Origin of the sequence: Streptomyces sp. NPDC102274 (assembly GCF_044766385.1) — a bacterium.
Taxonomy (GTDB): Bacteria; Actinomycetota; Actinomycetes; order Streptomycetales; family Streptomycetaceae; genus Streptomyces.
In genome coordinates this window covers 36,973-61,744 of the sequence record NZ_JBIWLW010000018.1, presented here as the reverse complement: position 1 = coordinate 61,744, position 24,772 = coordinate 36,973, and the positions used below count along the sequence as shown (strand labels likewise).

The window sequence follows — 24,772 nt, the reverse complement described above, 5'->3', positions numbered from 1 at the left end:
TGGCGGGCCTTCGACCGAGACCGGGGACGGTGTCCTGGAAGGTGCCGACCACGAGCCCGAACCGTGGCCATGACGTCACGCTCCGGGAACCAGGATGACCTTGCCGGCGACCGTGCGGGACTCGGCGAGTTCCAGTGCTGACGCGGCGTCGGTCAGCGGGATCTCCGCGGCGATCTGCGGGGTGAGGACACCGTCCGCCAGCAGCCTCAGTACCTGGGTGAGGTCCTCGCTCAGCCGGTGCCGGAAGTGCGCCCGGCGGCGGTGGCCCGCCCAGAAGTTGTAGAAGTGCGCGCTCTTGCCGTTGGGCAGGTAGTTCCACAGCGCGATCTGCCCGAACAGCTTCAGCACCGGCAGTTGTGAGTTGCCTTCGTCGTCCTTCGTCGCGGCGGTGCCGTACGAGACCAGCGTCCCGCCTCGGCGCAGCAGTTGCCATGAATCCTCCAGCCCGGCGCCGCCGACGTGGTCGAACACCGCGTCCACGCCGTCCGGTGCGAGTGCGCGGATCCGGCCGTACAGGTCGGGGTCGCGGTAGTCGACCGGGATCGCGCCCAGCTCGCGCACGGTCGTGTGGTGGCGCGGCGAGGCCGTGCCGATCACCGTGATCCCGGCGTGCCGGGCAAGTTGTACGAGCGTGGAGCCGACGCCGCCGTTGGCGCCCAGTACCACGATGGTCCCGCCGGAGGGGACCTTGGCCATCCGGTGCAGCATCTGCCAGGCGGTGATTCCGTTGACGACCACGGTCTCCGCGGCGATCGCGTCCACACTGTCCGGCACGGGCACCAGGTCCTCGGCGTCGATCAACAGGTGGCTGGCCCAGCTGCCGATCTTGGTGACCGCGGCGAACCGGCGTCCGGTCAGTCCCGCGTCCACGCCGGGCCCGGTGGCGGCGACCGTCCCCACCACGTCATAGCCGGGCACGAAGGGGAAAGCCGGCTGGTCGTAGTACTTGCCGCGACGCATCTGCTGCTCGGCGAACGAGACGCCGGTCGCGTCCATCCGCAGGACAACCTGGCCCGCGGCCGGAGGCGGAAGTTCGCGGGTCCGGACCTCCAGACCGCTCGGCTCGACCGTACCGGGCAGGACGATCTCGGTGGCGCGGATGGTGGCGGTGCTGGTCATGGGGTACTCCGTGAGGATCAGACCGTTGCTAACGATCGTAAAGATACACGCGTAAGTTCACGACGGCAAGAAGGTATGCCGATAAACTTCGCGGTGTAAGGTCACAGGGTGGAAGAGAACAGAACTGAGGCTTCGGCCGCATCGAAACCGGCCCGCGCGCGCAACCGTCGAGGCGAGGGCGGCCGCCTGCGCGAGGACATCATCGCGGCCGCTGTGGAGTTGCTCGACGAGGCCGGCGACGAACGCGCCATCACGTTGCGATCGGTCGCCCGCCGGGTGGGGATCGCCGCCCCCTCGATCTATCCGCACTTCCCCGACCAGCCGGCCATCATGCTGGCCGTCGTGCGCCGGGAGTTCGCGGAGCTGGAGCGCGGCCTGCGCTCCGCCGTGGAAGGGGCCGGGGGTGACCCTCGGCGAAGGCTGTTCGCGATCTGCGAGGCGTACCTCGAATTCGCCCAGACCCATCCGGAGCGCTACCGCGCGATGTTCGGTGGCCTCTGGATGCCGACCCTGGGTGACAGCTCCCTGACCGAGGCGGATCTGAGCGCGCTCGGCGCGGAAACCTTGCATGTCCTCGTCGACGCACTCGGCGCCTGCGTCGCTGCCGGACAGGCCGCCAGTACCGACCCGTTCGCCGACGCGGTGGCCCTGTGGCTGGGGCTGCACGGACTGGCTCACCAGCGTGCGGTCACCCGCGCCTTCCCTTGGCCGGAAGACATCGCCGACCGCGTCATCACCGCACTCGCCCACCTCAAGGACGCCTGAGACCCGGCCGGGACGGGCCGATCGCCCACCGCCGTCGGGTCAGGTGACCGACGCCGGGCGGCGCCTGTCCTGCCTCGGGGACTGGTTTGACGCTCCAATAGATAACCGCTATCTATTGGTTGTCGCAGAGGAGGGCGGTCCGTGCAGGACGTGGTGCTGGCGCTGCTGGTCAAGGAGCCGTCGCACGGGTACGAGCTGCGCAGTCGACTGGCGGCGGCGCTCGGACCGTTGGGGGAGACGCTGAACTCGGGGCAGATCTATGTGACGCTCACCCGGCTCGAAAAGGCGGGGCTGGTCGTCCTTGAGCGTGTGGACGTGCCGGTGCGCGGCCCACGGCGCAAGGTGTACGCGCTGACCGCTGACGGGCAGGAGCGGGTGGCCGCATGGATGGCCGAGAGCGCCGGACTCAGAGCGGACGTGACGGAGTTCCATCTGAAGCTGGTGGCCGCCGCGGAGTCGGGTCTGGCCGATCCGCTCGCGCTCGTGGACGCGCGGCGGCGGGAGTTGATGCGCAGCCTCGCCGAAGCCCAGCACGCCACCCTCGCTCACGACACGAACTCGGAGGCCGGACTGCTCCTGGAGGGGATCGCCCTCCGACTGCAGGCCGATCTGCGCTGGTTGGAGGCGTGCGGGCGGACCTGGTCCGCCCGCGCCCCGCGTGGGGAAAGCGGAGGAATCGGATGACGAGAGACGTGTGGGACCGCGAACCCGGCGATGCGCGGGTGCCTGTGCCTGCGCTGCGGGCCGTCGGCCTGGCGCGCACGTACGGGGAGGCCGAGAGCCTGGTGTGGGCCGTCGACGAGGTCGACCTCGATGTTCCCGTCGGGCAGACGCTCGCCGTGACCGGGCCCAGCGGCTGCGGAAAGTCCACGCTGCTCCAGCTCCTCGGCGGGCTCGACCGGCCCGACGACGGCGAGGTGTGGCTCGGCGGACAGCGCATCGACCACCTTGGCGAACGGGCGCTTGCCAGGCTGCGGCGCCGCGCCGTGGGATTCGTCTTCCAGGCCTACCACCTGATGCACGAGCTGAGCGCGGCGCAGAACGTCGAGCTGCCCGCGCTGCTCGCCGGCGCCTCACCGCGCACCGCTCGTATCCGTGCCGCCGAACTCCTCCGCCAGGTCGGGCTCGCCGACCGGGGCCGGCATCTGCCCTCCGAGCTGTCCGGCGGGCAGCGGCAGAGGGTCGCCGTCGCCCGCGCCCTGGTCAACAAGCCGCTGGTCGTCCTCGCGGACGAGCCCACCGGCAACCTCGACAGCGCCGCGACCCTCGACATCCTCCGGCTCTTCGACGAGCTGCGCGCCGCCGGCCAGACCCTGGTCGTGGTCACCCATGACGAGCGGGTCGCCGCCACGGCGGACCGTGTCGTCTCCCTGCGTGACGGGAGGTTGGCCGACGACACCAGCCTGGACGGCCACGGCGGTGGCACAGGGCTCGGCGCGCTGCTGAGCTGGGAGAACTGACCATGGGACACCTGCTGCTGATGTGGCGTCTGATCCTGCACGACATGCGCCGCCGTCCCGGCGAGGCTCTCATGTTCCTGCTCGCCGTCACCATCGCCACCGCCGGCCTGACCCTCGGACTGGCGACCAACGACGCCGTGACCACCGGATACCTGAAGACCCGCGCGGCCACCGCCGGCCCCGACATCACCGCCATCACAACGGCCACGGACCCGTCCGGCCTGGCTGAACGCCTCGCGGACACGCCCGGCGTGGCCGCGCAGGCCGACCCGGTCTTTGCGTTCGACACCACCATCCGGGCACACGGCCGAACCGCGCGCACCTCGGTCGAGGGGCGCGACACCCCACCGTCCGCCGTGGACCGGCCACTGGTGACCTCGGGCACCTGGGTGCGTCCCGGCGGCGCGGTGGTCGAACGCGGCTTCGCGCAGGCACTCGGCGTGCACGTCGGCGACCGCGTCACCATCAGCGAGCGCACCTACCCGGTCGTCGGAACCGCGATCAGCGCGGCCACCCCGGTGTATCCGTGGAGCAACTGGGCCCAAGGTCCCGGGCCGTCCGACTACGGCGGCAGGATCTGGCTCACCACCGCCGACACCCGCGCGGCGGCCGGTGAAACGCCCGGCGTCCACCTGATCCACCTGAAGCTGAGCGACCCCACCGCGCCCCTCCAATGGCGCGACACCGTGTTCACCCGCGACCGCAGGGGCGACTCCTGGGTCAACACCCACAACTGGCAGACCGTCCTCCGGACGGACACGAACATGATCGAGCACACCCAGCCTGCCCTGGTCGTCGGCGGCTGGCTGCTCGCCGTCGCCGCGATGGTCACCCTCGCCGCGCTCGCCACCGCCCGCACCGCCCGTGACAACCGGCGTGCCGGACTGCTCAAGGCCGTCGGCGCCGGACCCGGCTCCGTCACCGCCGTACTGCTGGCGCAGCACCTGCTGCTGACCGTCCTGGCCACCGCGCTGGGACTGACCGCCGGGACGCTGGCCGCACCCCACGTGGTCGATCCCAGCGCCGGGTTGCTCGACACCGTCAGCCCTCCGGACTCCGGCACCGTCTCCGCCGCGGTCTTCCTCGCCGTCGTGGTCGCCCTGACCGGTGTGCTCGGCCCCGCCGTGCGCACCGCCCGCACCAGCACCGTCCACGCCCTGGCCGACCCGGCGCACCTGCTCATGCACCACCCGTACCTGAACGCCGTGACGGCGTATCTGCCCACCTCGCTGCTGCTCGGCATCCGGCTGCTCGCCCGCCGACCCGGCCGCGCCGTACTGGCCTGCGCCGGCACGGCCGCCACCACCATCATGGTCACCGCCTTGCTCACCTGGCACACCGAGCTCGACGTGACCCCTGACTACAGGCGGTTCGGCCCCATCGAAGTGCGGACCGACCAGACCGGCCAGGTGCTGCTCGCCGTCACCCTCGCGCTGGTGGCACTGTCCACGCTCAACACCGTGCTCCTCGGCTGGAGCACCGCCGTGCAGGCCCGGCGCGCGCTGACCATCACCCGTACCCTCGGCGCCACACCCGGCCAGGTCGTCGCGGCGCTCTGCGTCGCGCAACTCCTGCCCGCGGTGCCCGGAGTGGCGGCGGGTATTCCGGCCGGGCTCGGCCTGTACTGGCTCTTCGGCACACAGGTCACGCCCCCGGGATCGTGGCTGCTCACCGCCGCGCTCGCCATCCTGCTGGCCATCGCGGCGTTGACCGCGCTCCCCGCGTGGGCCCACACCCGCAAGCCCGCGGGGCACGTCCTCAACGCTGAAACCGCGTGACGGACCCGTCACCAGGGCCGTTCGATCAGTCCTCGTCCTTGATCTCGTGGCCCTCGGCACGGAGTTGGGCGACGGCCGCGTCGAGGTAGCGGGTGTTCCGTCCTGTCGATGCGGCCGTACTCGGCGAACGCGGCGCCGAGCAGCGTGGGATGGGCCCTCGCGGCCGAAGCTCCGCAGCAGGTCGCGTCAGCGCGGACCTGGTTCGTGAGGAGCGCTCCGGCAACCCGGAGCATGTCCGGCCAGTGTTGTCCGGCCAGTGCGTGGCGTCCGCTTCAGGTTGACCTTCGCGCCGTCGCCGGCCTCGGCGAGCCGGTCGGCCATCTGCCGCTATGCCGTGTCCAGCCCGCGCGCATCGTCTCCCACCTTGCCTTCGGTTCACGAGTTTACAAGTGTTAGGCATGGGCTATGGTTACATCCGTAAGGCAACAGAGGTTGCCTGAATCCGCAGGGAGAATCTGATGAACGCCACCACCACGCGCCGCATCTTCACCACCGTCATCGCCGCGGCCGCCGTCGTCGGCCTCACCGCGGTCACCGGTCTGCTTGATGCCGACGCCCAGGCCGCCATCCCGTCGTCGAAGACCGCGCAGACCGCGGCGGACGGGGAGGCACGGACAGTGGCTCACGGCCGGGACGGCGTCCGGGTACCCCGAGTGGTCGCCGCCTGGGTGGACGCCTGGAACACCGCCAAGCCCGAGAAGATGGCCGCCTTGTTCACCAAGGACGGCGTTTACCAGGACAACGCCTTCCAGGTCGCCATGACCGGCCCCGAGGGCGCGGCCACCTGGGTCACCATCACGGAACAGAGCATCAAGGACGCCCACATCCAGGTCGTCGACGCGTTTCGCGACGGCGACAAGATCGCCGTCCGCTGGAACTTCTCCGGTACCGACACCGGCGCCTTCGCCAAGGACCGCCCCGCCACCGGCAAATCCTTCAAGGTTCCCGCCACCACCGTCATCGACCTCAAGGGCGACAAGATCCGGCACCTCACCGACTACTACAACCTCGCCGACCTCCTCCGCCAGGTCGGCCTCCCCGCCGGCGCGTGGACCCCGCCCACTGCCACGGACCTGGCGGTGAGTGCGGTCGATGACATCAGGCGTTGGATGCGGGTGAGCCGCATTGTCGTACCGGAGATCACAGAACTCCATCTCGCCACTGCGCAGTCCGTACGTGCCCGGTACGCCGCGCTCAACCTCGACCTGGCTGACGCGGTGAACGTCGCCCTGGCGTCGGAGTACGAGACCGACGCCGTTCTCACCCTCGACCGTCGCGACTTCCGGGCCGTACGCCCCCTTGGCCGCCACAAGTCCTTCCGCGTCTTGCCCGACGACTTGCCGCTCTGAGGTCGGGCAGGCGGCGGGCAATACCGGTGCGGGTAACGGCCTTGAAGTGAACAACAATGTGGGGCCCCGACCTTGAGGCTGGATGGCTCACGACCCCGACCAAGGTGGCCTTGCCGAAAGACGTCGCCCGTGCACTTCCCTCAGTACTCCAGATTTTGGTGTCTTGCCTGTTCAACGGCTTGCGGGCGGGGCGTGCGGCGGGGTGGTTCCGGAGGTGGGACGGGTTTGCAGTTCGGCGGTGTCCTCGGCGAGGAGGACAGTGTCCAAGTAGGCCCTGGCCTTATTCTGACTCGCTGCCACCGCCATGGGCGCCCGGGTGGCTTCTCCTCGTCGGCCCCGGACCCGACGAGGACTGAAGCTCCCGCCAGGACGTGAAGGAGATTTGGTCCCGCGACGTTCACACCCTGGACATGCGCGACGACCTGTGCGGATGCCGTCCGGTGCGATCGTGCGCCGTGGGCCGCCGAGCGCGCTCGAAAGCGCGCGGACGCGTGATTCGGGTCCGGTCTGGTACCCGTCCGAAAAAGCTCGAGCAACGGCGAGGAACCGATGAACCCGAGCGACACCGGCCGACCTGAACAGGCCGCCGCCGAAGGCGACGCCGACACCGCGGCCGAGGTCAAGCCGCTGCTCGACGCCCCGCAGACGCCTGCGGCGGCAGTGGCGATGTGGATCTTCGTCGTCGGCCCGGTGATCTGGCTGATCGTCGTGGTGCCGTTCGCGTGGGGATGGGGCTTGTCCGCGCTGGACGTCGGCATGGCCGTGGTTGCCTACCTCGTGTCCATAGTCGGCCTCACGGTCGGCTATCACCGCCTCTTCACGCACCGCTCGTTCAAGGCAAAGCGGGGCCTGCGCATCGCCCTGGCCGTCGCGGGCTCGCTGGGGGTCGAGGGCTCGCCGGTCCAATGGGTGGCGAACCACCGCCGCCACCACGCCTTCGCCGACCGGGAGGGTGACCCGCACTCGCCCTGGCGCTTCGGAACCGACACGCGCGCGCTGCTCAAGGGGCTTCTCCACGCGCACATGGGGTGGATGCTGAAGCGTGAACTGAGCAACCGGGCCAGGTTCGCGCCCGACATCGCCGCCGATCCCGACCTGCGACTCATCGGTCGGTTCTTCGGGCCACTGACCGCCGTCTCGCTCCTGGCCCCCGCGCTGGTCGGCGGGCTCGTCACCGGCACCTGGACCGGTGCACTGACCGGGTTCTTCTGGGCCAGCGTGATGCGGATGGCGCTGCTGCACCATGTCACCTGGTCGGTGAACTCGGTCTGCCACGTCGCGGGCAGGCGCCCGTTCGCCAGTCGGGACAAGGCCACCAACTTCTGGCCGCTCGCACTGCTGTCCTTCGGCGAGAGCTGGCACAACTCACATCACGCCGACCCCACGGGCGCGCGCCACGGCGTGCTGCCGGGCCAGATCGACCCGGCAGCACGCCTCATCTGGGTATTCGAGAAGCTGGGCTGGGTCCACGACGTTCGCTGGCCGAGCGCGGACCGTCTCAGCGCTCGACTGCTGCCCGAACCGGCCGGTCCGCACGATTCCGCGGCCTGACGTTCCCCGGGCGGCGCGTCGCCCCGGGGTCCCGCGCCGATGGGACATAGCAGCCGGCGCGGGACCTCGCGTACTGGTCTGCGCTCCGCGGCTCAGCCCAGCAGCAGGGCCGAGGGGGCGAGCCTGATCTCGAACAGCGCGTCCCCGTGCGCCTGAGGCGTCGGATCGAGTATCCGGCGAAGCCGGCCAATGAGGCGGACTCCGTCCGCGGCCTGGCTGGTCTGCCCACGGAGGTTGGTCACGCGGGTCTCGGCTGAGGGATCCCTGGCGCTGCCCGAGCTTCGCTCGCAGCCCGCCGTGTATCGCCGCCGCGGTAGCCTCGCCGGCACAGTGCACGACGAGAAGCCGGGCCGCGTACTGCGGTCCGGCTGCTCGTTTCGCCTGTTCAGGCGGGTGTGGAGGATACGAGATTCGAACTCGTGAGGGGTTGCCCCCAACACGCTTTCCAAAAGTTCGTCTCGGGGTTCGGGGAGGGACGGGGGCGTCCTGACCTGGGGCGGAGCGGATTGTTCAGCGGCGTCCGGACATGGCTGAACGTAGGCGAATGAGCCCAGAACTGAGACCGCGAGGTGCCGGATGGGTGGCTCGCATTGTTCGGCGGATGCTGTGGACCCAGGCGAATTCCTACTTGTTTGATAATGTGGGTCCCATGAGCGAGATTCCCTACAGCGTCGGCGAAGGGCCGGCCACCAGGGTCAGCCTCTCCCTCCCCGAGGGGACGGCGGAGGCGATCCGCCGACGGGTCGGCAAGCGTGAGTTCTCCGCGTTCATCACCGAAGCGGTGGAGCGCGAGCTGCGCGGTCAGATCCTGGACGAGTACCTGGCCGACTACGAACGCCGCCAGGGGCCGATCTCCGAGCACGAGCAGGAGCGGGCACGCCGGGTCTTCGACGAGGTGTTCGCCGAGGAGGGGCAGTGGCCCGCCGCAAGCTGAGCCACGAAGGCACCCTCGTTCTCGACTGCGAGGGCCTCTCGAAGTTCGTCAGTGATCACGAGCCCGTCGTCGCCCTCATCGCGGAAGCCCGCAAGCGGGGCATGGAGGTGATCATCAGCGCACTCACCATCATCGAAGCGGTGCATCGTCGGACCGAGAAGGCACGGCTCGCCTGGGTCCTGTCCGGCGTGCGGATCGTGCACATCGGTGACGAGGAGGCCAAGGTCGCCTCAGCCATGCTGATCAATGCTGGGCTTCATGGTCACAAATACGCCATCGACGCCGCCGTGGCCGAGATGGCGCTGCGGCAGCGCCGCCCGGTCGTCATGCTCACCTCGGACATTGACGACATGACGAAGCTCTGCGGCGACAGAGTGCGCCTCGTCGCCGTGTAGTCGACGCCCAAGACCTGAACGTCGGGATGTGAGGCCGGCTCGTACGTCTTGTCCCAGCGTGGTGTAGCGGGACGGTGGACCAGTCGGTAGCGCTCAGGGTCGTGAACGGTGGCGTGGCCGGACGGCTCGTCTTTCACAGTGCCGTGAGGCGCAGCAGCCGCGTGTTGGCCTCGTCCGGTGCGAAACGGTCAGCGGCGAATTCCATGGCGGACCGAAGTCCGAGCCACACCAGCATGGCGTGGTGTTCCTCGTGCGCCGGGTCGGCGAGGATGACTTTGAGATCGCTGTAGCCGGGGGCACCGCCGCAGTCCTCGGGCGGGCACGCCCCGGTACCGTCCACGCAGTGCGGATAGTGAAGCCCGGCTGAGGCTGTCTGGAGCTGCTCCACGGTGATGAGGTGCGCCCAGGAGTCCCCGAAGTCGTACGTGTACACGAAATGGGCACCCGGCTTGAGCAGGGCGGCCAGTGTGGCGTTGCGCTCGTCGCGGAATCCGAGTTCGCCGTCGGGGCGGCCGTACTGGACGCCGTCAATGGTGAACGCGTGCAGGTGGCAGTTCTGCCAGCCCATCGCGTCCTGGATCACGGAGTGAAGCCGGTCCAGGCGGATCGAAATGGGTACCAGGAGCTGCCGCCAAACCCGGGGCTCGTCCACGTCGGCGAGCTCGACGAGGATCCGCAACACCGTGTCGCCGGGCTCGGGCTCTCCGCGCATCCGGGCCGTCTCGGCGCGTCCGTCCGTCGTCAACTCGGCGCTTTCCTCCGCGAGATGGACAGCGCCGAGGGAGGCGAGAGCCTTCAGGACCCGTTGGATGTCGTGGTCGTTGGCGGTGCGCAGATGCCCCAGGCGGTCGGGGGAAAGGTCGTCGAGCGCGTACAGCGGGCTGACCGCGTGCCACACCACCTCGTACAGGTCACTGAGCGGCACCGGGGCCGTGGCAGCGTACAGCCGCTGCAGCAACGCCCGCAGGCCCCGGTCGTACTCGTGCGTGAACAGGGATTCCAGCCAGCCGGAGACCGTCACAGCCGGGCCGACGTGCGGTAGCGCGGCGAACAGGGCGCCACGCAGTTCGTCGGGGTGGTCCAGCAGCTTGGCGTTCTTCTTCACCGGCAGTAGGCGCCCGCCTGCGGTCCGCAGCAGTCGTGCCGCCTTCGCCCACTCGACCAGCAGCGTGAGGTGGTACAGCTCCTCGCTGGACTTCGTCTTGAACGTACGGTCCCCGATCACCGGGTCCATCCGGTCGCCGGTGTCCAGAACCTCCACCAGTGCTCGCGCGTCGGCAAGCGTCACACGGCCGGTCAGGGTCAGCTTGCGGCCCGTGCCGACCCAACCGACCAGCCCTCGCACCTGTTCGACGGTCCTGCCCACTGTCTCACCCATGCTGACCTGCCCGTTCCGGTTCGTGTCCCGTATTTACCCGAACCCAGGATGGCAGCACCGCCGGCGCATCCAGTGCTTCGCACGGGGCGACACGGAAGTGGCAGACTGTGATGGTGACCACGCACGACGAGGAACTGCTGGCCCGGGTCCGGGAGTTGAGGGAGCGCGGCAGCGCGCCGAAGCAGATCGCGAAAACGCTGGGGCTGCGCCCGGCCCAGGCCACCGCGCTGGTGAGACGGGTCGCCGAGGCGGCACTGGCGAACATCGCGCCGGATGAGCGGCCGGTGATGGGCTGCTGGGTCAACGCGGGCTGGAGTGTGGGACTCGACATGGCCGAAGCCCCGGACTGGGCGGCCGCCGACCCCCTCGGCCGGGAGCCGGACCCGGGCACGGGCGGCATCGCCCAGATTCTCCTGGCCCGCCAGGAACGTGCCAGCAGGGTGACTGTCACCGGGTTCCTGGTGGACGTGTACTGCCTGGGCGTCAAGAACATCACCGACCCCGAGGTGATGGGGTCCGGCTCTCTGACCACTTACGTACCGATGTACTACTCGGCCTTCGATCATCGGCCGCTGCCGATCGGCGTGGAGCAGGCGCAGACAATCGTGCACGATGCGGTCGCCTACGCCCGCGGTCTTGGCTTCGAGCCCGCGGGTGGCTTCGCCGACGCAGCCGTGCACCTGGGTGCCCCGCCCGGCGACCGGCCCGTCATCGGCTTCGGCAGGGACGGCAAGCCGTTCTACTTCTCCGGCCCCTACGACGACCCGCGCAAGGTGGTCCAGATCCTCGACCGCACCTGCGGTCCGGGCAACTACGACTACGTTGCCCATCTGTAGAAACGGGACGCGAGCGGCAGGAAGCGGGAAACGCGAGCAGTGATACCGGTCGGACAGCAACAGGAGCCCACCGGCACGCCACGGGTCCGGCGCACCGAGCACGAGGCGCAGGTCAACCTGCTGACGGTACTGCGCCTGTGTATGACGGGGAAGCTGCGGTGCAGCGAAAGGACCCGCCGTCCCAGCACCGCCACCGTCTCGGCGGTCGCCGACGTCCTGGACGGCGGCGACTTCTGTCCGCACGAGGCCATCGCCGCCTTCGCCTGGCCGATGCTGCTCCAGGCAGGCGGCCTCGCCCAGCTCACCGGTGGTCGGCTCGTGCTGACCACGCGCGGACGGGCCGCGCTGACCCGCCCACCGCACCTGACCGTCTCTCAGCTGTGGCAACGCTGGCTGAACAACAGCCTCCTGGACGAGTTCTCCCGCGTCGAGGAGATCAAGGGCCAGCGCTCGGCGAACGTCCTGACCGCCGCCAAACCGCGCCGCAAGCTCGTCGGTCAAGCGCTGGCCGGCCTCACGCCGGGTGAGTGGATGTCCATCGACGGCCTGTTCACAGGCATGCGCGCGGCCGGTCTGGATCCAGTCGTCCACCGCAGTGAACGCGCCCTGTGGAAGCTGTACCTGGAGGATCCGCGATACGGCAGCCTCGGCTACGACGGCCACCACGGCTGGTCCCTCCTCCAGGGTCGGTACACCCTGGCGGTCCTCTTCGAGTACGCCGCCACGCTCGGCCTCATCGACATCGAGTACGTCCCCCCGGCGGGCGCCCGCGATGACTACCGGGACAACTGGGGTGGCGACTACCTCGACCAGCTCAGCCGCTACGACGGCCTGTCCGCACTTCGCCTCAATCCCCTGGGCGCCCACGCCGTCGGCCTCACGGGCGACTACGCCCCTGCCCAGGTCCCCGCCCCGGCCGTCCCGACGGGCAGGGTCACCGTCCTGGCGAACTTCGACATCGTCGCCCTCGACGGGCTGCCCTCCGCCGACACACTCCTCCTGGACGCCTTCTCCGACCGGAAAACCGACCGGGTCTGGACGCTCACCACCGCTTCTCTTCTGCACGCCATCGACCGCGGGCACACCCTCGACGAGCTCCGTGGCTACCTGGACCAGGCCGCCTCGCACCCCGTGCCCCAGACCGTCACCACCCTGCTCGACGACACGGGCCGTCGCAGCGGCCGACTCCGCGATATGGGGCAGACCCATCTCATCGAGTGCGCGGACGAGGCACTGGCAGCCCTCATCATCAGCGACCGCCGCCTGCGCGTGCTGTGTACCCGAATCGGCGAGCGCCACCTTGCGGTCTCTTCCGACCGTCTGCCGGCGTTCCGCAAGGCCGCCCTGGCCCTGGGCTACCCGCTGGCCTGATGGCACGAGGAGAGCCGCTTCGGGCCCCTCTGGCCGAGACCGGGGCGCACGTCGTTGCGTCACCGCTGATTATCGGCAGAGGGCGCGTTCACCGCATGGGTGAAATATCTTGAATGTCAGAAATAAATGAGACCAAAAACTGAGACCAGGGCACGCCAGAGAGTCGGACCGCGAGCTGCGGTCCGACTCTCTGATTCGCCTGTTCAGGCGGCTGCGGAGGATACGAGATTCGAACTCGTGAGGGGTTGCCCCCAACACGCTTTCCAAGCGTGCGCCCTAGGCCACTAGGCGAATCCTCCGCGGCAAACAATACAAGACGCCGGGGAGTGCTCGCGAACTCGATCCGGGCCTCCGGGATCGGGTACTGTGTGCGCAGCCCCTCACGTGGCGCTATCTGACTGAACTCCCCCAGGGCCGGAAGGCAGCAAGGGTAGGTCGGCTCTGGCGGGTGCGTGAGGGGCGCTTGCGTTGGGGGCGGTGGAAGGGGAGCGTTGTCGTAGAGGGCCGATATCGTCGTAGGTGTGTCGTCCCTTGCGCTGTACCGCCGTTATCGCCCCGAGTCGTTCGCCGAGGTCATCGGGCAGGAGCATGTCACTGACCCGCTGCAGCAGGCCCTGCGGAACAACCGGGTCAATCATGCGTACCTGTTCAGTGGGCCGCGCGGCTGTGGGAAGACGACCAGTGCGCGCATCCTCGCGCGCTGTCTGAACTGTGAGCAGGGGCCGACGCCGACGCCGTGCGGTGAGTGCCAGTCCTGCAAGGACCTGGCCAGGAACGGGCCGGGGTCCATCGATGTGATCGAGATCGACGCCGCGTCGCACGGCGGTGTGGACGATGCCCGTGATCTTCGTGAGAAGGCGTTCTTCGGGCCCGCGAGCAGTCGTTACAAGATCTACATCATCGACGAGGCGCACATGGTCACCTCGGCGGGCTTCAACGCCCTGCTGAAGGTGGTCGAGGAGCCGCCGGAGCATCTCAAGTTCATCTTCGCGACCACCGAGCCCGAGAAGGTCATCGGCACGATCCGGTCGCGTACGCACCACTATCCGTTCCGGCTGGTCCCGCCGGGCACGCTGCGCGACTATCTCGGCGAGGTGTGCGGCAAGGAGCGGATCCCGGTCGCGGACGGGGTGTTGCCGCTGGTCGTACGGGCCGGTGGCGGGTCCGTGCGTGACTCGATGTCCGTCATGGACCAGTTGCTCGCGGGCGCCGCCGAGGACGGTGTGACGTACGCCATGGCGACGGCCCTGCTCGGTTATACGGACGGGTCGCTGCTCGACGCGGTGATGGACGCGTTCGCGGCGGGGGACGGGGCCGCGGCGTTCGAGGTCGTGGAGCAGGTCATCGAGGGCGGAAACGACCCGCGGCGCTTTGTCGCCGATCTCCTGGAGCGGCTGCGGGACCTGGTCATTCTGGCCGCCGTGCCGGACGCCGGGGAGAAGGGGCTCATCGACGCCCCCGCCGATGTCGTCGAGCGGATGCGGGCCCAGGCGTCGGTCTTCGGCGCGGCCGAGCTGAGCCGGGCGGCCGACCTGGTCAACACCGGGCTCACGGAAATGCGTGGGGCCACCTCGCCCCGGCTGCAGCTGGAGCTGATCTGCGCGCGGGTGCTGCTGCCCGCGGCCTTCGACGACGAGCGGTCGGTCCAGGCGCGGCTCGACCGGCTGGAGCGAGGGGCGGCCGCCGCCGCTTCGACCGCGGGGGCCGCGTTCTCGGCCGGAGGGCCCGGTCCCGCGACGGGGTACGTCCCCGGGCCCGAGGCGCACGCGCCCGTACCGCCCGCGATGCCCGGACCGGCCGCGCCCGCGCTCGTACCACCGCCCGTACCACCGGCCATGCCGCATGCCGTACCGGAGCCCGCCGCTCCGCCGCCTGGCGCGCCCGCGCCGGCGCCGGGCCCCGCCGCCGAGCCGCAGCGGCCAGGTGCCTGGCCCTCCGCCGCGGCGCCCGAGACCGCGGGGCGCCGCCCCGGCGGCTGGCCCACCGCGTCGGCCCCCGGACAGGGGCAGGGGCAGGGGGCCGCACCGACGCCGGGTCCCGCGTCCCCGCCGACGGCCGCCCCCCAACCCGCCGCCGCGGCGCCGGCCCCCGGTATGACGCAGGGCGCCGGCCAGGTGCGGAACATGTGGCCGGACATCCTGGAGGCCGTGAAGAACCGCCGGCGCTTCACCTGGATCCTGCTCAGCCAGAACGCGCAGGTCGCGGGGTTCGACGGGACGACGCTCCAGGTCGGTTTCATCAACGCGGGCGCCCGTGACAACTTCACGAGCAGCGGCAGCGAGGACGTGCTCAAGCAGGCGCTCTCCGAGCAGTTCCATGTGCAGTGGAAGATCGAGGCGATCGTCGACCCGTCGGGCGGCACCGCCGCGCCCCCGGCGAACGGTGGCGGAGGCGGCGGTGGTTACGGCGGCCCGGGCTCCGGGGGCGGCGGCTATGGCGGGGGCGTGGGTGGCCCCGGCGGCGCGGGCACGCCCGGCTCCAGTGGCGGTGGCGGGTACGGGGGCGGCGGTGGGTATGGGGGCGGTGGCGGTTACGGCGGCGCCCCCTCCGCCTCGAACGCCGCCCCGGCGGCCCCGGCCGTCGCGCAGGCACAGCGCCCCGCCCAGCCCACGCACTCTCCGCAGTCGTCGCCCGCCTCCATGTCGCAGGCCCCGGCCGGTCCCGGTACGGCGCGATCCGAGCCCCAGCGCCAGAACGGAGCCGACCGCTCGGACCGGCCGGACAACAGACCCGGCACGCCCGCCAGGCCGCCCGTGGCGCCGGAGGACGACATCCCGGAGGAGGACGATCCGGACCTCGTCGACTCCGCGCTCTCCGGTCACGAACTGATCGTGCGCGAGCTGGGAGCGACGGTTGTGGAGGAATACACAAACGAATAGCGGCCCGTCTTTCGGCGGCCCGTCCAAGCCCGCACACGTCGCGGCGCCCCGTCCCGGCTAGGCTGCCCCTCGTGAAGGTCCTTGTCATCGGCGGCGGCGCCCGCGAACACGCCCTGTGCCGCTCTCTCTCCCTCGATCCCGAGGTCACCGCCCTGCACTGCGCGCCCGGCAACGCCGGCATCGCCGAGGTCGCCGAGCTGCACCCGGTGGACGCGCTGGACGGTGCGGCCGTGGCCCGCCTCTCCACCGAGCTGGGGGCCGGGCTCGTCATCGTCGGCCCCGAGGCCCCGCTGGTGGCCGGGGTCGCCGACGCCGTACGCGGCGCGGGGATCCCGTGCTTCGGCCCGTCCCGGGAGGCGGCCGAGCTGGAGGGTTCCAAGGCCTTCGCCAAGGATGTGATGGCCGCGGCGAATGTTCCGACGGCCCGTAGTTACGTCTGCACCACCCCCGAGCAGATCGACGAAGCGCTCGACGCCTTCGGCCCGCCCTACGTCGTCAAGGACGACGGTCTGGCCGCCGGGAAGGGCGTCGTCGTCACCGCGGATCTCGCCGTGGCGCGCGAGCACGCGCTCGGCTGCGACCGTGTCGTCATCGAGGAGTTCCTCGACGGCCCCGAGGTCTCGCTCTTCGCCATCACCGACGGCGAGACGGTCCTTCCGCTCCAGCCCGCGCAGGACTTCAAGCGCGCCCTCGACAACGACGAGGGCCCCAATACGGGCGGCATGGGCGCGTACTCCCCGCTCCCGTGGGCCGACCCCAAGCTGGTGGACGAGGTCCTGGAGACCGTTCTCCAGCCGACGGTCAACGAACTGCGCCGCCGCGGTATGCCCTTCTCCGGGCTGCTGTACGCGGGCCTCGCGATCACCGGACGCGGCCTGCGGGTCATCGAGTTCAACGCACGCTTCGGCGATCCTGAGACGCAGGTGGTCCTGGCCAGGCTCAAGACGCCGCTGGCGCGCGTCCTGCTGGCGGCGGCGGAGGGGGACCTCGCCGCGCTGCCCCCGCTGACCTGGCGGGACGACGCGGCGGTCACGGTGGTCGTCGCCTCGCACAACTACCCGGACACCCCGCGCACCGGCGACCCGATCGAGGGTCTCGGAGAGATCGCGGAACAGGATGCACCCGACGCGTACGTCCTGCACGCCGGCACCCGTCGTGACGGCGACACGGTCGTGAGCGCCGGCGGCCGCGTGCTGTCCGTGACGGCGACGGGCAAGAACCTGACGCAGGCGAGGGAGCGCGCCTACACGGCGCTGCGCCGTATCCGGCTGGCGGGCTCCCAGCACCGCACGGACATCGCCCGCGAGGCCGCGGAGACCGCCGAGACAGCGGGAGCCTGATCCCGGCAGCCTGATCCGACGGCGCCCGACCCCGGGCGCCGTCGGCCTCCGCCGTCCGCCCCCGCCAGGCCCGCACACCCCCACCTCACCCCACCCCCACCTCACTCCTCACTCGGTCCTGTCCGGGCGGGCTGTCGTGCCCCACGCCCTTACCCACCCCCGCGCGTCAGCAGCTTTGCCCAAAGCCATTCCATCGGGTGACCGTTGGGCCATCCGGATGACGGGTCTCCAGGGTCCAACTAGGGTGCGGCGCAGGCGTTCCGGCACTTGGCCCACCGGCATTGCGATGTCAGTGACGGGTGCCACAGTGGGGGAGTGAGCAACGCAGGCCGCAGGGCAGAGGGGGTGAGGTCCGACCATGTCCGGTTCCGGTATCGGTGAGGAGATGGGTGCTCAGGGCGCCCGTGTACGGGCTCTCGCCGTGCTGCGCATCCGCAGCAGGGCGCTGGCGGTGGCGCTGCTGCCCGCCGCTGTCGCCGTCGTACTGCTCGTCGGCGGGGCCACGGGCCGCATCAGCGGCGGGGGCTGGGACATCGCGCGCTGGGCCGTGACGGGCTTCGCGCTCGTCGTGCTGCTGCTCGCGGGCGCCGTCGCCGCGGTGGTCGCCCGTGCCAGGCCCGCGCTCAGCCCGACCGTCCCGGTCAGCGAGAAGGCCGCGCCCGACCTCTACCGGCTGGTGCGCGATCTCGCGGAGCGGCTCGACGTGCCCGCTCCCTCCGCCATAGCGCTGACCCCGGACTGCGACAGCTGGCTGGAGGACCGTACGCATCCGGCGCACGCCGAGGCGCTCTCGCATACGCCGTCGGACCCGTATACCCACCCACGTACGCACCCACGCGCGCTGTCCGGCTTCGGCGGTGGCCGTCGGCGTGCCGCCCGGCAGGTCACCGCCGCCCCCGTCCTGGTGATCGGTTCGCCCTTCCTGTGGTGGATGCGGGTCGCCGAGCTGCGCGCCGTGCTCGCCCCCGTCGTGGCGGGTACGGGACCTTCGGCGCACCCGGATATAGCCGCGGCCCGCCGGTTCGTCCGGGGTCTGGACGCGGCGGTCGCCGTCGCGTCCCGGCCGGGCCTGGGGCCGATACGCCGAGTGGCGCTGGGCTGTGTCGGCCGGGTCGCCAAGCTGCTGCTGCGCGGTTGCGGTGAGCATGCCGCGCTGATGGAGCGCGGTGTCGCGACGGCCGCGTCCGAGCGTGCACAGGCGGTGGACTACGGTCTGCGGATCGTCGCCCAGGAGCAGGTGGGCCTCGCGTACGCGGGCTGGGACCGGCTGCTGACCAGGGTCGCGCTGCCCGCGTGGCGCATGGGCCGCTGGCCGTCCCGGCTGGACGCCGGCGTGGTGTCGGCGCTCACCGAGCTGTCCCGTCGCGACCGCCTCGCCGAGGGCTTCGCGTCCCGGCTCGGCGAGCGCCCCGCCTGCGATCTGCTCGAAGAACCGGGCGTGGTCGACGAGGCGGCATCTCTGCTGGCCGCCCGCCTCTTCCACGGTGGCCCGGCCGAGGCCGGGCCGGACTGGTCACCGGTGGACTGGCAGCAGTATCCGGAAGAGGTCGTCGACCGTAAGTGGCGTACGGAAGCGGCGAGGCTGCACCGCGTCCTCGACGCCATGGGGGTACGGCGCTCCGCCGACCCCGCGGGCACCGCCCTGACCCCCGGCCCGACCCTGGAACGGGTCATCGACCACCTCTCCCGGCACGACGCCGGGACAGGCGGCACCAGCAGTACCCGTCACGTCAGTGGCTCAAGTGGCTCCAGTGGCAAGAGTGGCATCAGTGGCTCCAGTGCCGTCGAAAGGGCAGGTGAGGTCGGCAAGACCGGCGAGACGAGCGGGACCAGCGAGACGGGCGAGACGGGCGAGACGAGGGAGACCAGTGAGGCCATCGAGGCCGGCGACGCCCTGGCCGCCGGCATCAGCGCGGAGCTGGCCCGCGAAGAGGCGGCGGCGGCCCCGGCCGCCCCGGCCGAGGCCGCGAGCGACGCCCTCGCGCTCTGGGGCACCGACCCGCTGCCCCTCTTCCCGCTCCAGCCGCCCCGCAGCGGCCGTGAGCTGCTCGCCGACCATGTCACGGCGATGGTCTGCTGCTCCGCCGTCGATACGGCGGGTGCCGTGCCCGGCCTCGACTGGCTCGACGGCCCGGCCCTCCTGATCGACGGCGAGCACCGCGCGGATCTGGGCGGGCGCGTCCTCAGTCTGGTCGAGGGCGGCGACGCCGAGCCGCTCCGTTCCTGGCTGACGTCGCTCGGCGTACGGGCCGAGAAGCCCGTGCGCCTCGTGTGAGCCCCGCCACATACCGCCACACACCACCTGGCAGCGCCTGGCGCCGGGCCCTGTATCGGCCCCCAACCACGATCGTGGACCATCCCCTATCACACCCTGAATCCTGATTGTCGCGTTCCTTTAAGGTTAATTCGCAACGAACGGTGACGGAGTGCGTGCGTAATGTGATGTGCTGGGTATCGCCGCTTACGCCCGACCGTTTCACCGGCCGGATAAACGGTCGTATCACCGGCGCGTCGGTGCTCGCGTCGGCGCATTTTGTCAACGGTCGTGCCACCTGATGGCGCGGGGGCTCGGAGGAGGGGCGCACCATGGGGGCGGACCAGATCCGGCGGTGGGAATCGGGCGCGCTCGCCCACGCGGTCAGCGATCCCTTCGGCCAGGGCCCGTTGCCCTGGCTGCGCGGCAGCGAGAACTACTTCGACGACACCGGCCATGTCGTGCCCTGGTACGCCGATCCGCATCTGGGCAGCGGCAGCCAGGGCAACCACGCCGGTTACGGACGCCACGGCGGCAGCGGTGGTACCCGTACCGCCGACGATGTACGACGCCAGATCAAGGGCTTCGCGTCCACCGGCGCCGTCGCCCCCGGCGAGGCCATCGACTTCCATGTCACCGTCGACCCGCCCCAGCAGTTCTCGGTCGACATCTACCGGATCGGGCACTACGGCGGTGACGGCGCCCGCAAGATCATCACCAGCCCCCGGCTCTCCGGGATCGTCCAGCCGCCCCCGCTCGCCGCCGACCGGACCGTCTCCTGCCATCACTGGTGGCTCTCCTGGCGGCTCCAGATCCCGGACTTCTGGGCACTCGGCGCCTATGTCGCCGTCCTCACGACGGCCGACGGCTACCGCTCCCACATCCCCTTCACGGTCCGCGACAGCCACCCCGCCGACCTGCTCCTGCTCCTCCCCGACATCACCTGGCAGGCCTACAACCTCTACCCCGAGGACGGCCACACCGGCGCCAGCCTCTACCACGCGTGGGACGAGCAGGGCCGGCTCCTCGGCGAGCAGGACGCCGCCATGACGGTCTCCTTCGACCGCCCCTACGCGGGCGCGGGGCTGCCCCTCCATGTCGGCCACGCCTACGACTTCATCCGCTGGGCCGAGCGGTACGGCTACGACCTCGCCTACGCCGACACCCGCGATCTGCACGCGGGCCGCGTCGACCCCAGCCGCTACCGGGGCCTGGTCTTCCCCGGCCATGACGAGTACTGGTCCGTCCCCATGCGCCGGACCGTCGAGGCCGCGCGCGCCGGCGGCACCTCGCTCGTCTTCCTCTCCGCCAACACCATGTACTGGCAGGTGGAGTTGGGTCCCTCGGCCTCCGGCGTCCCCGACCGCCTGCTCACCTGCCGCAAGCGCCGTGGTCCGGGCCGCCCCGCGCTCTGGCGCGAGGTGGACCGGCCGGAGCAGCAGCTGCTCGGCATCCAGTACGCGGGCCGGGTCCCCGAGCCGCGCCCCCTGGTCGTGAGGAACGCCGATCACTGGCTCTGGGAAGCCACCGGCGCGACCGAGGGCGACGAGATCGAGGGCCTGGTCGCGGGTGAGGCGGACCGTTACTTCCCGCGCACCGCACTCCCCGACCACCAGGACCGGATCCTGCTCGCGCACTCCCCGTACCGCGATCTCGACAACAGCCGGCGCCACCAGGAGACCTCGCTCTACCGCGCCCCGTCCGGCGCGCTCGTCTTCGCGTCCGGGACCTTCGCCTGGTCCCCGGCGCTGGACCGGCCGGGCCATGTGGATCCCCGTATCCAGCGCGCGACAGCCAACCTCCTGGACCGGATCTGCAAGCGGGACTGAGCGCCGGGACTGAGCGCCGGGGCCGAGCGCCGGGGCCGAGCGCCGGGGCCGAGCGCCGGGGCCGAGCGCCCGGGGCTGAGCTCCCGGACTGATCGCCGCCCACCCGCCTGAGCGCCACCCCTCGGCGGGACCGGATCCGCGAGCGGGCTGAACGGTGTGGGGCACCCGTGCGAGCTGGGACTTCCGGCATACGGGAGAATCGAGGCGATCTCTCAGATCGGACAGAACCACGGGGAGGAACCGTGTCCGGATTCGTAGAAAAGCCCGAGCCCGTAGAGGTGCCGGGTCTGGTGCACATCCACACCGGCAAGGTGCGGGATCTGTACCGGAACGAGGCGGGCGACCTCGTGATGGTCGCCAGTGACCGTTTGTCCGCGTACGACTGGGTGCTGCCCACCGAAATCCCCGACAAGGGCCGGGTGCTCACCCAGCTCTCGCTCTGGTGGTTCGAGAAGCTCATCGACCTCGTGCCCAACCATGTGATCTCCACCGATCTCCCCGCGGGCGCCCCCGCCGACTGGGCCGGCCGTACCCTCATCTGCCGGTCGCTCCGGATGGTCCCGGTGGAGTGCGTCGCCCGCGGCTATCTGACCGGCTCGGGCCTCGCGGAGTACAAGGAGTCCCGTACCGTCTGCGGACTCGCGCTCCCCGAGGGCCTCATGGACGGCTCCGAGCTGCCCGGCCCGATCTTCACGCCCGCCACCAAGGCGGCCGTCGGCGACCACGACGAGAACGTCCCGTACGAGGAAGCGGCCCGCCAGGTCGGCGCGGAGACCGCGGCCCTGCTGCGCCGGACGACCCTCGACGTCTACGGCCGGGCCCGGGACATCGCCCGTGACCGGGGGATCATCCTCGCCGACACCAAGTTCGAGTTCGGCTTCGACGGCGAGCGGCTGGTGATCGCAGACGAGGTGCTGACCCCCGACTCCTCGCGTTTCTGGCCGGTCGCCGGCTGGGAGCCGGGCCATCCGCAGCCGTCGTACGACAAGCAGTACGTACGCGACTGGCTGACGTCCTCGGCCTCCGGCTGGGACCGCGGGAGCGAGCAGCCGCCGCCCCCGCTGCCGCAGGAGATCGTCGACGCGACCCGCGCGAAGTACGTGGAGGCGTACGAACTCCTCACCGGCCTCAGCTGGCGGTAGGCCCCGTACGAGACCCGTACGGCCCGTACGGCCCGTACGAGCAGAGGCCGGAACACGCGGCCGGAGCGGGCGGCCGGAACACGCGAAAGCCCCCCGGTCGATCGGACCGGGGGGCTTCCACACTGAGCGGACGACCAGGTTCGAACTGGCGACCTCAACCTTGGCAAGGTTGCGCTCTACCAACTGAGCTACGTCCGCATGCGCCGTGGCGCGGAGACCACTATACCCAACCTCGCTCGCGTGCGAGACGCACTGCCGTATGACGATTCTCCGCCCCCAGTTTGGAGGCCGCCGACGACAGATAGTTCCGCACGGTCCCCTGCGACAGCGAAGCCCGCTCCGCGACCTCCGCGATCGGCGCCCCGTCCGCCGCCAGCTCCAGGACCTCGGCCTCGCGCGCGGTCAGCGGTGAGTCCCCGGCCGAGATCGCGTCCGCCGCCAATTCGGGGTCGACGAAACGGTTCCCGGCGTGGACGGTACGGATGATCTCGGCGAGCTGCCGCGCGCTCACCGTCTTCGGGACGAAGCCCCGTACGCCCGCGGCCAGCGCCCGCTTCAGATGGCCGGGCCGACCGTGGCTCGTCACGATCATCGTCCGGCAGCCGGGCAGATCGGTACGGAGCGATGTGGCGACTTTCACACCGTCCGCGCCCGGCATCTGGAGATCCAGTACGGCCACATCGGGGCGGTGGGCCCGCGCCATCGCCAGGGCTTCGGGCCCGGAGGCCGCCTCGGCGACCACGATCAGATCGTCTTCGAGCGCGAGCAGCGCGGCGAGCGCGCCTCGGATCAGATGCTCGTCGTCGGCGAGCAGGACGCGAACAGGACTCATACCGCTACTTCCTCGCCGGTCTCGGTCTCGCCGACTCTATTGGTCTTGCCGGTCTTGCCGGTCTCATCTGCTTTGTCCGTCTCGTCCGTCTCGTCCGTCTCGTCTGCCTCGTCTGTCTCGCCGGACCCGGGGCGGACCTGCCCGGTGTCCGTCCGCGGCAGCGGCACCCGCGCCGTCAGCAAGAAGCAGCCGTCCGCCGTGCTCCCCGTGTCGAGGGTCCCGTCCAGTGCGGCCAGCCTCTCCCGCAGCCCCGCGAGCCCGGAGCCTTTCCCCGGCAGCCCGGAGCCCTCCCCCCACGGTCCGGAGTCCCTCCCGGCCAGACCGGATCCCCGTCGCGCGAGCCCGGAGCCCTTCCCGGCGCGCGTACCGGTGCCGGGGTCCGGCACCCCGTCGTTCTCCACGGTCAGCACCGCCTCCCGGACGCCCGCCCCTCCGCTGGACCCGTTGGACCCGCTGGACTCGTCGGACCCGTCGGACCCTCCAGACCCGTCGGACCCGTCGTCGGCACCCGGCCCCCCGGTCCGCGACAGCCGTACGGTGCACCGCCGGGCGTCCCCGTGCCGCAGCACATTCGTCGTCGCCTCCCGTACCACCCACCCGAGAGCCGACTGGACCTCGGCGGACAGTCCGCCGACATCGCCCCCTATGATCCGGCAGTCGATGCCAGCCGCCTTCAACACGCCCCGGGCTCCTTCCAGTTCGGTGTGCAGATCCGCTTCCCGGTAGCCGCGTACGACCTCCCGTACCTCCCGCTGCGCCTCCTGCGCGATCAACTGCACCTCGGTCATCTGGGTCACCGCCCCCGGCCGGTCGCGCTCGGCCAGCTGGACCGCCAGCTCGCTCTTCAGCGCGATCACCGCGAGGTTGCGGCCCATGACATCGTGCAGATCCCGCCCGAAACGCAGCCGCTCCTCAGCGATCGCGAGCCGCGTATGCAGTTCGCGCGCCTCGTCCAGCTCCCAGACGACGCTGACCAGCCAGGCCGAGAAGACACAGGAGAAGCCGAGAGCCGAGCTCGTGGCGAAGACCCCGACTCCGTTCGCGGCGGCGTTGATCCACTCCTGCCCGAGCAGCAGACTCACGGCCGTCGTGCCGACCGCCGTACCGAGCACGGCGTACGCCCTGTGCGCCGTCGTGCGCAGTCCCAGAGTGATCGCCCCCAGACCGAAGCCGGCGAGCCCCACCAGCAGATACGCGTAACTCGTGTCCTGTGAGATCGCGCCGGTACTCCGCAGCGCGATCACGAGGATGATGCCTCCGCCCGTCAGCGCGGAAACGGCCAGAATCAGCCGTACAGGCTGCTCACGCCTGCCCAGACGCCAGTTCATGGCCACGGACAGCAGTACGCCGGACAGCGTGGCATGCGCCACGATGAGCAGGAACAGCCAGCCGCCGAGCTGTCCTCCACTTCCGTCGAGGAGCCGCGGAACGCCGATCGCGCCGACCTCGACGCCCGTGAAGGCATGGAATGTCCAGCGGGTGGAGAGCTCGACCTTGGCCATGTTGCTCCTGGCCGGCCCGACTCTGCCGTGCCACCAGCCCGTCAGTCTGGACATCGCG

At 70.9% G+C, this 24,772-nt stretch carries 20 protein-coding genes, 2 tRNA genes, 1 other RNA gene and 2 pseudogenes; 17 read left to right on the top strand and 8 right to left on the bottom strand.

Features of this window, described 5'->3' with window-relative positions; all coding sequences use genetic code 11:
- Positions 1–75: 75 nt before the first annotated feature.
- The gene (locus ACIRQP_RS23720) at positions 76–1,119 is read right to left on the bottom strand and encodes a medium chain dehydrogenase/reductase family protein (protein ID WP_403893125.1); all 1,044 of its coding nucleotides are present in this window, start codon (positions 1,117–1,119) and stop codon (positions 76–78) included.
- Positions 1,120–1,227: 108 nt separating this feature from the next.
- Here ACIRQP_RS23720 and ACIRQP_RS23715 point away from each other — a divergent pair, with 108 nt between their 5' ends.
- From ACIRQP_RS23715 to ACIRQP_RS23700, 4 genes are all read left to right on the top strand, one after another.
- Positions 1,228–1,884: a TetR/AcrR family transcriptional regulator gene (locus ACIRQP_RS23715; RefSeq protein ID WP_403893124.1), complete on the top strand. Its 657-nt coding sequence runs from the start codon at positions 1,228–1,230 to the stop codon at positions 1,882–1,884.
- Positions 1,885–2,025: 141 nt separating this feature from the next.
- Positions 2,026–2,568 (top strand): PadR family transcriptional regulator, encoded by a 543-nt coding sequence (locus ACIRQP_RS23710; RefSeq protein ID WP_403893123.1) that lies wholly within the window; start codon positions 2,026–2,028, stop codon positions 2,566–2,568.
- Positions 2,565–3,344 (top strand): ABC transporter ATP-binding protein, encoded by a 780-nt coding sequence (locus tag ACIRQP_RS23705; RefSeq protein WP_403893122.1) that lies wholly within the window; start codon positions 2,565–2,567, stop codon positions 3,342–3,344. Before ACIRQP_RS23710 ends, ACIRQP_RS23705 begins: the two co-directional genes overlap by 4 nt.
- A gap of 2 nt (positions 3,345–3,346) precedes the next feature.
- Entirely contained in the window at positions 3,347–5,122 is a 1,776-nt protein-coding gene (locus tag ACIRQP_RS23700; RefSeq protein WP_403893121.1) for an FtsX-like permease family protein, read from the top strand.
- Between the two features lie 8 nt (positions 5,123–5,130).
- Here the strand turns inward: ACIRQP_RS23700 and ACIRQP_RS23695 are convergent, their stop codons facing one another.
- Entirely contained in the window at positions 5,131–5,355 is a 225-nt protein-coding gene (locus ACIRQP_RS23695; RefSeq protein WP_403893120.1) for a hypothetical protein, read from the bottom strand.
- A gap of 225 nt (positions 5,356–5,580) precedes the next feature.
- Between ACIRQP_RS23695 and ACIRQP_RS23690 the strand changes: the two are divergent.
- From ACIRQP_RS23690 to ACIRQP_RS23680, 3 genes and pseudogenes are all read left to right on the top strand, one after another.
- Positions 5,581–6,141: pseudogene (locus tag ACIRQP_RS23690) on the top strand (ester cyclase); the annotation flags it as partial.
- A gap of 51 nt (positions 6,142–6,192) precedes the next feature.
- Positions 6,193–6,471 (top strand): annotated as a pseudogene (locus ACIRQP_RS23685) (PIN domain-containing protein); the annotation flags it as partial.
- Between the two features lie 549 nt (positions 6,472–7,020).
- Positions 7,021–8,022 (top strand): acyl-CoA desaturase, encoded by a 1,002-nt coding sequence (locus ACIRQP_RS23680; protein ID WP_403893119.1) that lies wholly within the window; start codon positions 7,021–7,023, stop codon positions 8,020–8,022.
- A gap of 92 nt (positions 8,023–8,114) precedes the next feature.
- On the opposite strand, the gene ACIRQP_RS23675 is transcribed toward ACIRQP_RS23680, so the two are convergent.
- The gene (locus ACIRQP_RS23675; RefSeq protein ID WP_403893118.1) at positions 8,115–8,264 is read right to left on the bottom strand and encodes a hypothetical protein; all 150 of its coding nucleotides are present in this window, start codon (positions 8,262–8,264) and stop codon (positions 8,115–8,117) included.
- A 407-nt stretch (positions 8,265–8,671) separates the two neighbouring features.
- On the opposite strand from ACIRQP_RS23675, the gene ACIRQP_RS23670 reads away from it, so the two are divergent.
- The gene (locus ACIRQP_RS23670; RefSeq protein WP_030973973.1) at positions 8,672–8,956 is read left to right on the top strand and encodes a hypothetical protein; all 285 of its coding nucleotides are present in this window, start codon (positions 8,672–8,674) and stop codon (positions 8,954–8,956) included.
- A complete protein-coding gene (locus ACIRQP_RS23665; protein WP_403893117.1) occupies positions 8,938–9,351 on the top strand; it encodes a DNA-binding protein in 414 nt (137 codons plus the stop codon). The genes ACIRQP_RS23670 and ACIRQP_RS23665 overlap by 19 nt, the downstream gene beginning before the upstream one ends.
- A gap of 133 nt (positions 9,352–9,484) precedes the next feature.
- Here the strand turns inward: ACIRQP_RS23665 and ACIRQP_RS23660 are convergent, their stop codons facing one another.
- Positions 9,485–10,729, bottom strand: a complete 1,245-nt coding sequence (locus ACIRQP_RS23660) for a plasmid pRiA4b ORF-3 family protein (RefSeq protein WP_403893116.1) — start codon at positions 10,727–10,729, stop codon at positions 9,485–9,487.
- 110 nt (positions 10,730–10,839) lie between these two features.
- Here ACIRQP_RS23660 and ACIRQP_RS23655 point away from each other — a divergent pair, with 110 nt between their 5' ends.
- Complete coding sequence (locus ACIRQP_RS23655) at positions 10,840–11,565, top strand: hypothetical protein (protein WP_403893115.1); 726 nt, start codon at positions 10,840–10,842, stop codon at positions 11,563–11,565.
- 39 nt (positions 11,566–11,604) lie between these two features.
- On the top strand, positions 11,605–12,936 hold the full coding sequence (locus tag ACIRQP_RS23650; protein ID WP_403893114.1) for a helicase-associated domain-containing protein: 1,332 nt from the start codon (positions 11,605–11,607) through the stop codon (positions 12,934–12,936).
- Positions 12,937–13,150: 214 nt separating this feature from the next.
- Here ACIRQP_RS23650 and ACIRQP_RS23645 read toward each other — a convergent pair.
- A tRNA-Ser gene (locus ACIRQP_RS23645) sits at positions 13,151–13,235 on the bottom strand.
- 72 nt (positions 13,236–13,307) lie between these two features.
- Here ACIRQP_RS23645 and ffs point away from each other — a divergent pair.
- From ffs to ACIRQP_RS23615, 6 genes are all read left to right on the top strand, one after another.
- An RNA gene (ffs, locus tag ACIRQP_RS23640) (signal recognition particle sRNA small type) lies at positions 13,308–13,406 on the top strand.
- Positions 13,407–13,457: 51 nt separating this feature from the next.
- Positions 13,458–15,815, top strand: coding sequence for a DNA polymerase III subunit gamma and tau (locus tag ACIRQP_RS23635; protein ID WP_403893113.1), 2,358 nt, complete (start codon positions 13,458–13,460; stop codon positions 15,813–15,815).
- 71 nt (positions 15,816–15,886) lie between these two features.
- Positions 15,887–17,155, top strand: coding sequence for a phosphoribosylamine--glycine ligase (purD, locus tag ACIRQP_RS23630; protein WP_403893112.1), 1,269 nt, complete (start codon positions 15,887–15,889; stop codon positions 17,153–17,155).
- 358 nt (positions 17,156–17,513) lie between these two features.
- Positions 17,514–19,430 (top strand): hypothetical protein, encoded by a 1,917-nt coding sequence (locus ACIRQP_RS23625; protein ID WP_403893111.1) that lies wholly within the window; start codon positions 17,514–17,516, stop codon positions 19,428–19,430.
- Positions 19,431–19,741: 311 nt separating this feature from the next.
- Positions 19,742–21,238 carry a N,N-dimethylformamidase beta subunit family domain-containing protein gene (locus ACIRQP_RS23620; protein WP_403893110.1) on the top strand — a complete coding sequence of 499 codons (1,497 nt, stop codon included), beginning with the start codon at positions 19,742–19,744 and terminating at the stop codon, positions 21,236–21,238.
- A 242-nt stretch (positions 21,239–21,480) separates the two neighbouring features.
- On the top strand, positions 21,481–22,380 hold the full coding sequence (locus ACIRQP_RS23615; protein WP_403893109.1) for a phosphoribosylaminoimidazolesuccinocarboxamide synthase: 900 nt from the start codon (positions 21,481–21,483) through the stop codon (positions 22,378–22,380).
- A gap of 125 nt (positions 22,381–22,505) precedes the next feature.
- Here ACIRQP_RS23615 and ACIRQP_RS23610 read toward each other — a convergent pair.
- The 3 genes from ACIRQP_RS23610 to ACIRQP_RS23600 all read right to left on the bottom strand — a co-directional run bounded on the left by ACIRQP_RS23610 (position 22,506) and on the right by ACIRQP_RS23600 (position 24,768).
- Positions 22,506–22,578: transfer RNA gene (locus ACIRQP_RS23610), tRNA-Gly, on the bottom strand.
- Positions 22,579–22,600: 22 nt separating this feature from the next.
- Positions 22,601–23,212: a response regulator gene (locus ACIRQP_RS23605; protein WP_403893108.1), complete on the bottom strand. Its 612-nt coding sequence runs from the start codon at positions 23,210–23,212 to the stop codon at positions 22,601–22,603.
- Positions 23,209–24,768, bottom strand: a complete 1,560-nt coding sequence (locus ACIRQP_RS23600; RefSeq protein WP_403893107.1) for a sensor histidine kinase — start codon at positions 24,766–24,768, stop codon at positions 23,209–23,211. Before ACIRQP_RS23600 ends, ACIRQP_RS23605 begins: the two co-directional genes overlap by 4 nt.
- Between the last annotated feature and the right edge of the window lie 4 nt (positions 24,769–24,772).